This window comes from Aquimarina muelleri DSM 19832 (genome assembly GCF_000430665.1).
Classification (GTDB): Bacteria; Bacteroidota; Bacteroidia; order Flavobacteriales; family Flavobacteriaceae; genus Aquimarina; species Aquimarina muelleri.
This window is the reverse complement of the sequence record NZ_AUML01000005.1, coordinates 102,224-115,147: the sequence shown is the minus strand read 5'-3', so window position 1 is coordinate 115,147 and position 12,924 is coordinate 102,224. Positions and strand designations below refer to the sequence as shown.

The window sequence follows — 12,924 nt, the reverse complement described above, 5'->3', positions numbered from 1 at the left end:
CTGTTTTTACAAAACAGCTTTTTGTATTTAATATAATCATATAACATATGAAGAAAATTATTTTAGCACTTGTGTTTTTAATTATTATGAATGCATGTAAAGAGGAGAGTTTTATAAATGTTGATAGACTTAATTTAGATAAAAAAAAATCATATTTAATTTTTAGAGGAACTGATAGTAAAGAAGGGTTTATTGCAAAAGGTTTTAATGTGATTAATAATGACATTTCACATGTTGGTATTGCTATTTGTTTATTTAACAAATGGAGCGTTTATCATGTGTTTAGTTCTGTAAACGGAATCTCTGATTTAAATGAAGATAGTTTTCAAACCTTTTTTTCTATAGAGGATGGAGAAGTCAAGTATGCCGCGATTTATGAATTTTTAAATTTAAGTTTAGATGAGAATAAAATTTTAGTAGAAAAAATTAAAGAAATGCGTACGGATGATATAAAATTCGACAAATCATTTTCGTTAGATAATAAAAATAATCAGCTTTATTGCTCAGAGTTTGTGGTTGAGGTGTTGTCACATGTTAATAATTTAAAATTTAATTTTAAACCTCATAAGGTTAAACTAAGTGCTATAGAGGCGATATATTTAAATAAAGATTCTTTACAATATTACCCTGTAGATTTTTTCACAAAGGATCATAATTTTGCTTTGATCGAGGAATTTTGCTTTGATTGATTAAAATAATTGTAAAGCTAATAGGTTTTAAAGCTTTCAACACTATTGTTAGTACAATAACTGTAAACTATAGATCTATATTGAATTACTTCATAAACTGCAGTACAAATACTTCAGCTGAATCTTTTAATGCTAAAATAAAAGCCTTTAGAACCCAGTTAGAGGAGTCAAAATGTAGAATTCTTCCTTTATAGATTAACTCAAATATTTGCTTAAACACAACAATTGGTCTTGATCCATTATAGATGGATTATTTACGATAGTGCTAAGTGCTGTATAAACACATATAAACGCAAAAAAGTCCAACATTTCTGCTGGACTTTTGCTCCCCCTCTTGGGCTCGAACCAAGGACCCTTTGATTAACAGTCAAATGCTCTAACCAACTGAGCTAAGGAGGAATTTATTTTTTCTGCCAAAGAGTGTTTTTCTCTTTTGCGAGTGCAAATATATACTATTTTTTATATCTCAAAAAGTTTTTTTAGATTTTTTTTAGATTTTTTAAAGATAATAATCAAATGCTGTTTTATAAGAAATTATTACTAAATAATGACTGGGTTCTTAATCACTTGTATATGAGTTGTTAATTGGAAATAAAGTTTTCAATTAAGTATGATGATATAAAAATAAATCGGAACAACTATCTACAAATAATTATCCCGATTTTATTAGTTTAAACTAATTTAGAAGACTATTTTTTTATCCAAATATAGCTTTGTAAAGATCATTGCCGTTTGCAAAAAGAAGTAATGTAATAAGAATCATAAAACCTACAAGTTGTGCATACTCCATAAATTTGTCATTTGGCTTTCTCCCTGTAATAATTTCATATAGTAAAAACATTACATGACCACCATCTAATGCAGGGATAGGTAAAATGTTCATAAAAGCCAAAATAATAGAAATAAAAGCAGTTGTACTCCAAAAAGCACCCCAGTTCCATTGATCAGGGAATAATCCACCAATAGCACCAAATCCACCAACACCTTTGTAAGCTCCAGTTTTAGGGTTAAATATTTTTTTCATTTGCTTAACATAACTACTTAAAATAGATACTCCTTTGTTAATTCCTGCTGGGATAGATTCTAAAAAAGAGTATTCAATAGTTTCTACAGAAAGGAAACCTCTTTTTTCTAATTCTAGAAAATCTATATTTCTTATAACGCCTATTTTTCCATCTTCGCTGATTTTGGTAGTAACACTTTTTTCTTGTCCGTTAATACTTTTTACTAACAGAGAAACAGAGTTTCCTTTGTTTTGATCAACAATCGGTAGTATTTGATCCATATAGGTAACCTTTTGGTTATTTATTCCTATAATTTCATCTCCTTTTTGTAAATCAATTCCTGCATTATGGGATTCTTTAGGAACTTCTTGAATAATAAAAGGAAAACGAGGTTCTATGAATGAAGTTTTATCTTCAACATCTAAAAGCTTTGCAATAAAATCAACAGGAATATCTTTTGTAATGGTATTGCCATCTCTTACTATTGTTAATTGGTTACCATTTATGATTTCTATTGGTAATTTGCTAAACTCTTTTACGGGACTTCCATCGATTGCGGTTATATTATCTCCTGTCTGTATTCCAAGTTTTTCACCAATTTCAGTATTAGAAACATAAAACCCATCTTTTAAACTATCTGCTTTGATAAATTTATCACCATAGGTATAAGCGATCCCTGCATAAATGATAATTGCAAGAACAAAATTTACAGTAACGCCACCCAACATGATGATTAATCTTTGCCAAGCTGGCTTAGATCTAAACTCCCAAGGTTGTGGCGGTCCTGCCATTTGCTCTTTGTCCATGCTTTCGTCGATCATACCAGCAATTTTAACATATCCGCCTAATGGTAACCAACCGATACCATATACTGTTTCGCCTATTTTTTTCTTGAATAATGAAAATTTCACATCAAAAAATAGATAGAATTTTTCAACTCTGGTTTTAAAAATTTTAGCGGGAATAAAATGCCCTAGTTCATGTAAGACAATAAGTAAAGATAAACTTAATAATAGCTGTATAGCTTTTATAAAAAATGGACTCATGGGTCGTTATTCAAAATTAAATCACGCAAAAGTAACCTTTTAGAAGTGTATATGAAAAAAATCTAGTGTACAGTTCAGAATATTTAGGATTTTTTTAATGAAAACAACCCCTGTATAATAGATAATCCTTGTAATTTTGCAAACATATTAAATTTAGTATGCTTCAATTTTTTTCTAAATATAAATTTTTTGCAATTGTACTTTTTGCTCTATCTGCAATTATCATTTCTATAATATATTCTATTTTAAAGCCAAATAAAGTTTTACCAGTGTATGAACCCGATATGGTAAATACAGAACTAGTGGATAGTACTGTGCAATATATTCGTAAATATCATAAAATTGCAGATTTTAAATTAACAAATCAGAACGGAAAAGAGATAACGCAACAAGATTATGAAGATAAGATATATGTTGCAGATTTTTTCTTTACTACTTGTCAAACGATTTGTCCTATTATGACTGATCATATGAAAGAGATACAAGAACGATTACGTGAGGATAAAGATGTTTTATTGCTTTCTCATTCTGTTACTCCGCAAATAGATAGTGTAGCTCGTTTAAAAAAATATGCTATAGAAAAAGGAGTAGATGATACTAAATGGAACTTGGTAACCGGAGATAAAAAACAAATATATGATCTTGCACGCAAATCCTATTTAGCTGCAAAATCTGATGGAGATGGAGGCCCTTATGATATGGTACATACAGAAAATTTTATATTGGTGGATAAAAAGAAACATATTCGTGGATTTTATGATGGAACCAATCCAGAAGATATAGACAAGTTATTAGAGGATATAGATATTTTAAAGAAAGAAAATAAGTAAGAAATCTCTGATATAAATTTATTTTGAAACTTTAGCTTTTTCAATACAATTTTTTACATTACTTTTGCCTTGTTTAAAATCAATCTAAATAAATATTGAAGACTACAATAGCTACACTTAAAAGAGGTCAGCGTGCTATAATTAAGGAGGTTACTTCAGATATCATTCCGCTTAAATTACTAGAAATGGGTTGTTTGCCAGGAAATGAAGTTCAACTATTACAAATAGCTCCTTTTCAATGCCCGATGTATCTTAATATTAATGGTAGCCATCTTGCCATACGTAAAGAAGTTGCAGCTCAGATAGAAGTCGAAATTATTTAACAGCAATTTTTATATGGCAAAGCAAATTAAAGTTTCTCTTATAGGAAACCCAAATACCGGAAAAACATCTGTTTTTAATTTGCTTACTGGTCTGAATCAACAGGTCGGTAATTATCCAGGGATTACTGTCGAGAAAAAAGAAGGAGTATGTAAATTATCTCGTGGTGTTAAAGCCCATATATTGGATTTACCAGGTACATATAGTCTTAACGCTTCCTCACTAGATGAAAATGTAGTAATAGAATTATTACTTAATAAAAAAGACAAAGATTTTCCTGATGTAGCTATAGTAGTGAGTGATGTAGAAAATTTAAAACGAAATTTACTTCTTTTTACACAAATTAAAGATCTCGAAATACCAGCTATTTTAGTGATCAATATGGCAGATCGTATGAGTCGAAAAGGTATTTCGATAGATATACCCTTATTAGAAAAAAAACTCCATACCAAAATAGCTTTAGTAAGCGCACGTAAAAAAGAGGGGATAGAAGATCTTAAAAAACTAATAGAATCTTATACATTATTACCAAAGACATCTAATACTAATGCATTGTCTTTTGCTCCTGATTATTTTGACAGACTACAAAAGGCATTTCCTGATCAATCTTTATATAAACTTTGGTTGGTAATCACCCAAGATGTTAATTTTAGGAAGTTTAATAAACAAGATATATCTATAGCTCCGGATTTTAAGATTAAATCGGAAAGCGAACTTAAAAGATTACAACAAAAAGAAACCATAAAAAGATACCAATTTATAAATGGTGCGTTAAAGGAAGCATTGACTGTAGATGAGAGAGCCGCTACTGGAATGCGAGCTAAATTAGATAGGGTTTTAACGCATAAAGTATGGGGATATTTTATCTTTTTTGCGATACTATTATTAATATTTCAAGCAATTTATGATTGGTCTTCGTATCCTATGGACTTGATTGACGAGGCCTTTGCATGGTTAAGCGAATTTACAAGTTCAATATTGCCAGCAGGACCTTTAGTAGATCTTATTACCGAAGGAATTATTCCAGGATTAGGTGGGATTGTTATTTTTATCCCACAAATAGCATTTCTTTTTCTTTTTATTTCTATTCTCGAAGAGAGTGGCTATATGAGCAGAGTAGTTTTTTTGATGGATAGAGTAATGCGAAAGTTTGGACTAAGTGGTAAAAGTGTAGTTCCATTAGTATCAGGTACTGCTTGTGCTATTCCTGCAGTAATGGCAACAAGAAATATCGAAAACTGGAAAGAAAGATTGATAACTATACTTGTAGTGCCATTCACAACTTGTTCAGCAAGATTGCCAGTATATCTTATAATTATTTCGCTGGTTATCCCAGACGAAAAAATAGGATGGATTTTTGGTTACCAAAGTCTTACGTTAATGTTTTTATATTTTTTAGGGTTTGGTACAGCAGTTGGATCTGCTTGGATACTTAATAAAATTTTAAAAATTAAGAGTAAATCTTATTTCGTTATTGAAATGCCTGGATATAAAATCCCTTTATTTAAAAATGTAGCAATTAATGTAATTGAAAAAACAAAAGCTTTTGTCTTTGGAGCAGGGAAAATCATTTTAGCTATTTCGATTATACTATGGGTATTAGCGAGTTTTGGACCCAATGAAAATTTTAATAATGCAGAGAAGATCGTTACTGAGCGATACACGGATCTTGCGGAAGAGGAATTAAGTAATAAAATAGCATCTCATAAATTAGAATACTCTTTTATAGGATATGCAGGTAAAGCAATAGAACCGATTGTGGCTCCTTTGGGATATGATTGGAAAATAGGAATAGGGATTATAAGTTCATTTGCGGCAAGAGAAGTATTTGTAGGTACTTTAGCAACTATATATAGTGTTGGTAGTGATGAAGAAGAAACGATAAAAAATAGGATGGCAGCCGAGGTTAATCAAAAAACAGGAGAACCACTATTTAATTTAGCAAGTGGTCTCTCATTGCTATTATTTTATGCCTTTGCAATGCAATGTATGAGTACTTTGGCAATCGTAAAAAGAGAAACAAATACATGGAAGTGGCCAATGGCACAACTTGTTTTTATGAGTGTCCTTGCATACGGCATTGCGCTAATTGTATATCAAATTTTAAAATAAAAAATAAGTTTATATAGTTTTATACGACTTTATAATTCACAAAATAATAGGTGTAACAATAAAAAAAGAATAAATGAATATTCTAATACAAAATATACTGATAGCATTAATTTTTGCAATGGCAATAGGATTTTTGGTTAGAAAATTCTTTTGGAAACCATCTCTTTCTTCCGTAAAGAAAAAATCAACTAAATCTTGTGGTGATTCAGCAGGATGTGGATGCCATTAATTAATATGTTTTATTCTCTAAAAATATAACAGAGTTTATTTTTTAAACCATTTTAAAGGGCCGCTGCTAATTAAGTATACCCCGCAAAAAATCAAAATACAGCATAATAGTTTTGTAATGGTTAAGTCACCCTTGTATTGACTATCTACAACTAGATAGGATATTGTAGCAACAAGCAACATCGCCACTGCGGGTTGTACATAAATATAACTACTAGAAACGGTGGGTTTTACAAACTGTAACGCAAACATATTAAGTAAGTACGCCAAAAAAGTAGGGCCAATAACCACATAAAATAAAGAAACCCAGTTTGAAACGACAAAAGTTGTGAAATCGGTGTGGATTAATTTTTCTATACAAAAAGGGAACATGCTTATAAATCCAAATAAAAAAGTCCAAACAATTACTGTAATAGGCTTGTATTTTGACATAAGAGGCTTTACAATAACCAAATAAAAAGCAAATGCTAGTGCGTTTATACATACAAAAATATTTCCTAGCAGAGAGCCTGTTCCTAAGTCCGAATTCCCTAAATAAATTAATAAAACAGCTCCTGCACCACCTATAGATATTCCTGTAATACGTTGTGTGGTTAGCGCTTCTTTTAATAAAAAATAACTAATAATAACTGTAAAAATAGGCATTGCCGTAATAATAATAGCAGCATCTACAGGGGAGGTAAGGCTAAGTCCATTCATTGAAAAGAACTGATTTGTTGCCACCCCCAGAAAACCACATAAAGCTAATCTCGGAATATCCTTTCGATCTACTTTCTCTTTAACAAAAAGTTTAAGGATTAAAAATAATATACCAGCACCACTTATTCTAAGAAATACTAATGCAGAAGCTTCGATTTTGTTAGGCATTAATCCTTTGGCTACAAGGTAATTTGCTCCATAAATAATATTAACGCTCAATAAAGCTATATGAGCCTTTGCCTTGTTTGATATCATTCTCCAAAGTTAATGAAACTCTATTTTAAAAAGTTTGAAAAATGTATTTAAAATAGATAGTTGAGTTAATTTCATTCATTGTATAACGGGATCTGTTATCTTTTGAATAAGCTGAAAAAAGAGAACTCAATAATTTAAGTTTTTTAAATTATAATTTACTGTACAAGAAACTCTAGATAATATTCAGAAGAAAGAATAGGGGTTTCGACAGATGATGGATAAGGACTTACATCATAAAGATATATTATTTTAGACTCTAAACTTAATATTTTTCTTAATGGGCTGTTTTTAGTATTACTGTTGGCTTCAAAAACAATCTCTTTTTCTTCTAAAAAAGCGTTGTTCTCATACAGTTCAATTAATAAAGTAACTTTTCCTTCCCAAATGCAAGTAATATCAGATGGACATCGTGAATCTTCTGTAACTTTCATGAATTTTATACTTTTTTCATTAAACTCTAATGTGTTTCCTACTTTAAGCTTACAAAGAGTTTGAGGGCTTTTTACTTTTGTAGAATCTTGAGATAATACAGAAACAAAAGGGATAATAATTAAAAGGAATAATAATAATTTTTTCATAACCATTAGAGATAGATCTTAAAGATATATAAAAACAAGCTCAAATGTTTCATTAAGGATTAAATTGCTAAATTTTCATTCTATATTTGATCTCCAAAGATATGCAACAATACGATTATATAATTTTAGGTTCTGGTGCTTCTGGTTTAATGCTAGCGTACCACTTGGTGTCAGATTGTTTTTTTGATAAAAAGCAGATTTTATTAATAGATAAAGATGTGAAAAATCAAAATGATCGTACTTGGTGTTTTTGGGAAAAGGATATAGGAATATGGGAAGAAATCATAAGTAAGAAATGGAATACTATTTATTTTGGAAGTGAAGATTTTTCTAAACAAATAGAGATTTCGCCATATCAATATAAGTTAATTAGAAGTAAAGATTTTTACGATTTTATATTAGATATTTTAAATAAAAAATCTAATATAACTATCATTCAGGAAAATGTTATATCGTTAATCGATGAAAATAATAAGGTTGTTGTAAAGACAAATACCCAAACCTATTTAGGAAAAAAAGTTTTTAATAGCATTATGTTTTCTTCTAATTATAAAAAGCAGAAGCAATACCCTGTTTTGAATCAACATTTTGTTGGGTGGTTTGTAAAAACAGAAACACCTGTTTTTGATAGTAAAATAGCCACTTTTATGGACTTCACAGTAGCTCAAAAAGGAAATACAAGATTTATGTATGTACTCCCATTTTCAGAAACAGAAGCTTTATTTGAGTACACTTTGTTTTCTGAAGACCTTCTGGAAAAGCAGGAATATGAGGAAGAGATTAAAAATTATTTGCAAGAAAAAGGAATCGCAAATTATAAAATCACAGAAAAAGAACAAGGATGTATCCCTATGACCTGCTATGATTTTAAAAAACAGAATTCAAAAAATGTACTATACATTGGTACTGCAGGTGGATGGACAAAACCAAGTACGGGATATACATTTAATATAACATCAAAAAAAACACAAAAATTAATTCCATTTTTAAAAATAAATACAGACCTGTCGAAATTTGAAACTAAAACAAGATTTTGGTATTATGATTTACTCTTTATAGATGTATTATTTAAAGAAAATCAAATAGGAACTACCTTGTTTTCAAAATTATTTGCAAGAAACAAAAGCTCAAAAATTTTAAAATTTCTAGACGAAGAAACTACTATTATAGAAGAGATTAAAATTACGACAAGTTTGCCTGCAGGTAGGTTTTTAAAAGCACTTAAGAGTAGACTCTTTGTAAATTAATTACAAGGTTTAATTAATCCCTCTTTCTTTTTTGATTTGATCATATGCCTTTTGTACTTCTTTAAATTTTGCTTCTGCTCCTTTTATATGGATTTGATCCATATGTTGTACCTTATCAGGATGGTATTTTTTTGCCATAGTTCTAAAAGCTTTTTTTACATCAGCATCTGTGGCGGTTTTGTCAATTTCTAAAATCTTATAAGCATGATCTCCAGTTTTAAAAAACATAGCTTTAATACTTTCAAAATCTTTGAAATTTATTCTTAAAAATCCTGCTATTTTTTGGATTTCTTCAGCTTCAGAAACACTTACTGATCCGTCTGCATTTGCAATGCCAAATAAAAAATGAAGAATTTGTAATCTCGAAGGATATCTAGTATGTTGTGTGATATATAGACATATATGTTGAGCAGAAACCTCTCTGCTTTTTATAATTTCATTAAATGTTCTAAAAGTTGCATTAGCACGTTCTTTACCATAAGAACTTACAAAATAACGTCGCACATAATCTAATTCTGTTTGATTAATTTTTCCGTCAGCTTTAATTACAATCGAAGATAACGACAATAAATTAAGTTCAAAATCAGCAGGGGTGACTTCTGTTTCTTGTGTAAATACTTTTTTAAAACCACCGCTGTTTTTGCTTGTTGCAGAGTCGATTAAACTACCCAATATAAACCCTAAAACTGCTCCTGGAAATCTAAAAAATATATATCCTATTACAGCAGTAAACCATTTAATCATTGAAAACTATTTTTTTTTGGGCTGTAAAGATAAACTATTTAGGCTAAGTTCTAAAAAGGATATATTTTACGCTTTGTTCTTTTAGATTTTAACCCTATTTAACAAATCGCATCAATTTAAATCTTCAAGGTTTTAGGTTACCTTGAAGGTTTGTGTCGAAAGCATTTTTTGATTAAACAATCAACTTCAGGTACCAAAACGGATGGTAATCGATTAAATAACTAGTAGTTCAGTTGTTTTGTAGAACAAAGCTACTATTTATTAAAAGATACTTTTTTGTTCTTTACAAGAAATTAGTATTTATTATTCTGGATCTATTACAATTTGGAGGTAATAAAACGCTTAATTTTTGATATAAATGCAAAAAGACTGTACGACTACTTGTCAGGTATCCTTATGTGGTACATAATTTGTAGATTTGCATCTAATTGTAATAGAAGATGAAGCAATATAATTGGGTAATCAAAACCAAAGTATGTATTGGTTATTTATACTTACAATTAAAGAATTAGTAGAATATTAATAGATGAAAAAATAAAAAATATGTACCCAGCAGATTTAGTTAAACCAATGCGCGAAGATCTTACAAGTATTGGCTTTGAAGAATTACATACAGAAGAAGCTGTTGAAGCAGCAATAGCAAAAGAAGGAACTACATTAGTGGTTGTAAACTCGGTATGCGGTTGCGCAGCAGCAAATGCTCGTCCTGGAGCAAAGTCTTCATTAAATAATAGTAAAAAACCAGATAATTTAGTAACAGTTTTTGCAGGTGTAGATAAAGAAGCAACAGATAAAGCAAGAGGTTTTATGGTGCCATTTCCTCCATCTTCACCTTCTATGGCGCTGTTTAGAAACGGGGAACTTGTACATATGTTAGAACGCCATCATATCGAAGGTCGTCCTGCAGAAATGATAGCAGAAAATCTTAAAGATGCATATAACGAATACTGTTAGAAAATTTAAAGGGTGTTTTGGTTTTTAAAACACCCTTTTTTATACAATAATAGTTTAACACATATCGCAAGGAGGATTGTTGTTTTCGTTTCCATTACAACTACAGCCTGTTTCCCTCTCTATCCGAAAACCAGCATTAACCTGTTTTAATATTTCTTTGTTCAATAATTGAACACCATTAATGTTTAAAATTGTTTTTGTCATAATATATTGTTTTAAGAATTTGATAGCGTTAATATATGATTTTTTTTCAAGATTGTTAAATGAAATGACTTATATGTTATTGATAATTAGCGAAATAATGATTTGTAGTGAGTTAATTATTGTGTTTATGGGAAACTTTTTAACGATATGATATAGTGTTTTTAAGCATTTTAATTTAGTGCATTAAACTATTGGTCAACTAAAAATAATGTAAGACCTTGCGCTAGATTCACATAAGTTAAATTTTTTTAATTAGAAATAATGGGAGCAATAAAAAAGATACTTAGCTATCCGCTTTCTGTAGTTTTTTATTTATTTTTTGGACTAACACTAGTAGTTTTTCAACCATTACAATGGTTAGGAGTAAAATTAGGGGGAGCTAAATTGCATAGAGGAGTAGTAAATATTATGAATCTATGTTTGTTGCGATGCTTACACCTTCTAGGTGTAACATTTAGCTTTAAAAAGCCCTATAAATTACCAAAAAAACAATCCTTAATAATAGTATCCAACCATCAAAGTATGTTTGATATTCCTTTAATATCTTGGTTTTTACGTAAACATAAGCCAAAGTTTATTTCTAAGATTGAGCTAGGTAAAGGAATCCCAAGTATATCCTTTAATTTAAAATACGGAGGAAATGTTCTTATAGATAGAAAAAATCCAAAACAATCTATACCTGCACTATCCAAATTTGGAAAATTTATTTCGGATAATAGTTTTTCGGCAGTGATTTTTCCAGAAGGTACTCGAAGTAGAAATGGAGAACCAAAAGAATTTGCTCCAACTGGTTTAAAAATATTATTTAAAAATGCTCCAAATGCATTAGTAGTACCAATAACTATAAATAATAGTTGGAAATTAGTAAGATTTGGTAATTTTCCTATGGGAATAGGTATACATTTAACATTAGAGGTTCAAGAGCCTTTATTAATTGATAAAGAACCAGAAATATTATTGAAAAAAATACAAGAAAGGATTACTTTAGCAATCAGAACGTAACATCAATTATAATGGCTTTAGACAATATAAGATTAGAGGTAATGCAATTGCTGGAAAAGAAGGTAGATTCTTTTATAGATAAATTCTTGATTCCGGTAGATAAAATATGGCAACCAACCGATTTTTTGCCAGATTCTCAAAATGAAGATACTTTTTTTGATGAGGTTAAAGAGTTAAGAGAATTAGCAAAAGAACTTCCATATGATTTTTGGGTAGTTTTAGTAGGAGACACAATAACGGAAGAAGCATTGCCTACCTATGAATCTTGGTTAATGGATGTAGAAGGAATAAACCAACAAGAAGGCGGAAATGCATGGTCAAGATGGACTCGCTACTGGAGTGGAGAAGAAAATCGTCATGGAGATGTATTAAATAAATATTTGTATTTATCAGGTAGAGTAAACATGATTGAGGTAGAAAGAACCACACAGCATTTAATTAGTGATGGTTTTGATATAGGGACAGATAGAGACCCATATAAAAACTTTGTATATACTAGTTTTCAAGAATTAGCTACCTATATTTCTCATAATAGAGTAGCAAAACTAGCAAAAGAGTACTCTAACAAGTCTTTATCCAAGATGTGTAAGATTATAGCAGGAGATGAGATGCGTCATCATAACGCATATAGTGAGTTTGTTAGAAGTATTTTTGAAGTAGATCCAAGCCAGATGATGATTGCATTTAGTGATATGATGAAAAAGAAGATTGTCATGCCAGCACATTTTCTTAGAGAATCAGGACAGGCTGCGGGTAGTGCTTTCGAAGATTTTTCATGGTCGGCGCAACGAATAGGAGTATACACCTCACAAGATTATATCGATATTATGCAACGTCTTATTGATAGATGGGAGATTGATAAAATAATGGATCTTACTGATGAGGCAGAAAGAGCACGTGATTATTTAATGAAATTACCTTCTAGAATGCAACGTATTAGTGAAAGGTTGGTTATTCCGGAAGATATTTTTGAATTTAAATGGGTACAACCAGCAATGGTGAAGTAATACG

At 30.1% G+C, this 12,924-nt stretch carries 14 protein-coding genes and 1 tRNA gene; 10 read left to right on the top strand and 5 right to left on the bottom strand.

All coding sequences use genetic code 11. From position 1 onward, the window contains the following. Positions 1–47 precede the first annotated feature (47 nt). Both H527_RS0104665 and H527_RS23470 read left to right on the top strand, forming a co-directional pair. Positions 48–689: a hypothetical protein gene (locus tag H527_RS0104665; RefSeq protein ID WP_027411630.1), complete on the top strand. Its 642-nt coding sequence runs from the start codon at positions 48–50 to the stop codon at positions 687–689. After that, positions 686–883 carry a transposase gene (locus H527_RS23470; RefSeq protein WP_229809245.1) on the top strand — a complete coding sequence of 66 codons (198 nt, stop codon included), beginning with the start codon at positions 686–688 and terminating at the stop codon, positions 881–883. The genes H527_RS0104665 and H527_RS23470 overlap by 4 nt, the downstream gene beginning before the upstream one ends. A gap of 131 nt (positions 884–1,014) precedes the next feature. On the opposite strand, the gene H527_RS0104660 is transcribed toward H527_RS23470, so the two are convergent. Together H527_RS0104660 and rseP are read right to left on the bottom strand one after the other, a co-directional pair. After that, positions 1,015–1,088 (bottom strand) — tRNA-Asn (locus H527_RS0104660). Between the two features lie 298 nt (positions 1,089–1,386). Further along, positions 1,387–2,739 (bottom strand): RIP metalloprotease RseP, encoded by a 1,353-nt coding sequence (gene rseP, locus H527_RS0104655; protein ID WP_027411629.1) that lies wholly within the window; start codon positions 2,737–2,739, stop codon positions 1,387–1,389. 158 nt (positions 2,740–2,897) lie between these two features. On the opposite strand from rseP, the gene H527_RS0104650 reads away from it, so the two are divergent. The 4 genes from H527_RS0104650 (at position 2,898) to H527_RS24300 (ending at position 6,231) form a co-directional block, all read left to right on the top strand. Beyond that, positions 2,898–3,569, top strand: coding sequence for an SCO family protein (locus H527_RS0104650; RefSeq protein WP_027411628.1), 672 nt, complete (start codon positions 2,898–2,900; stop codon positions 3,567–3,569). 95 nt (positions 3,570–3,664) lie between these two features. Continuing rightward, positions 3,665–3,892, top strand: coding sequence for a FeoA family protein (locus H527_RS0104645; RefSeq protein WP_027411627.1), 228 nt, complete (start codon positions 3,665–3,667; stop codon positions 3,890–3,892). 13 nt (positions 3,893–3,905) lie between these two features. After that, a complete protein-coding gene (gene feoB / locus H527_RS0104640; protein ID WP_027411626.1) occupies positions 3,906–6,002 on the top strand; it encodes a ferrous iron transport protein B in 2,097 nt (698 codons plus the stop codon). Between the two features lie 73 nt (positions 6,003–6,075). Further along, positions 6,076–6,231: a FeoB-associated Cys-rich membrane protein gene (locus H527_RS24300; protein WP_169726189.1), complete on the top strand. Its 156-nt coding sequence runs from the start codon at positions 6,076–6,078 to the stop codon at positions 6,229–6,231. Positions 6,232–6,266: 35 nt separating this feature from the next. On the opposite strand, the gene H527_RS0104635 is transcribed toward H527_RS24300, so the two are convergent. Together H527_RS0104635 and H527_RS0104630 are read right to left on the bottom strand one after the other, a co-directional pair. After that, positions 6,267–7,184, bottom strand: a complete 918-nt coding sequence (locus tag H527_RS0104635; protein WP_035087416.1) for a DMT family transporter — start codon at positions 7,182–7,184, stop codon at positions 6,267–6,269. Between the two features lie 155 nt (positions 7,185–7,339). Further along, positions 7,340–7,762, bottom strand: a complete 423-nt coding sequence (locus tag H527_RS0104630; protein WP_027411624.1) for a hypothetical protein — start codon at positions 7,760–7,762, stop codon at positions 7,340–7,342. A gap of 101 nt (positions 7,763–7,863) precedes the next feature. Between H527_RS0104630 and H527_RS0104625 the strand changes: the two genes are divergently transcribed. Further along, the gene (locus H527_RS0104625; protein WP_027411623.1) at positions 7,864–9,009 is read left to right on the top strand and encodes a lycopene cyclase family protein; all 1,146 of its coding nucleotides are present in this window, start codon (positions 7,864–7,866) and stop codon (positions 9,007–9,009) included. Positions 9,010–9,018: 9 nt separating this feature from the next. Here the strand turns inward: H527_RS0104625 and H527_RS0104620 are convergent, their stop codons facing one another. Continuing rightward, positions 9,019–9,753 carry a TerB family tellurite resistance protein gene (locus H527_RS0104620; protein ID WP_027411622.1) on the bottom strand — a complete coding sequence of 245 codons (735 nt, stop codon included), beginning with the start codon at positions 9,751–9,753 and terminating at the stop codon, positions 9,019–9,021. Positions 9,754–10,296: 543 nt separating this feature from the next. Here H527_RS0104620 and H527_RS0104615 point away from each other — a divergent pair. From H527_RS0104615 to H527_RS0104605, 3 genes are all read left to right on the top strand, one after another. Beyond that, positions 10,297–10,707 carry a BrxA/BrxB family bacilliredoxin gene (locus H527_RS0104615; protein ID WP_027411621.1) on the top strand — a complete coding sequence of 137 codons (411 nt, stop codon included), beginning with the start codon at positions 10,297–10,299 and terminating at the stop codon, positions 10,705–10,707. A 465-nt stretch (positions 10,708–11,172) separates the two neighbouring features. After that, positions 11,173–11,913 carry a 1-acyl-sn-glycerol-3-phosphate acyltransferase gene (locus tag H527_RS0104610; RefSeq protein WP_308427885.1) on the top strand — a complete coding sequence of 247 codons (741 nt, stop codon included), beginning with the start codon at positions 11,173–11,175 and terminating at the stop codon, positions 11,911–11,913. Positions 11,914–11,924: 11 nt separating this feature from the next. Further along, on the top strand, positions 11,925–12,920 hold the full coding sequence (locus H527_RS0104605; protein WP_027411619.1) for an acyl-ACP desaturase: 996 nt from the start codon (positions 11,925–11,927) through the stop codon (positions 12,918–12,920). The last annotated feature ends 4 nt before the right edge of the window (positions 12,921–12,924 follow it).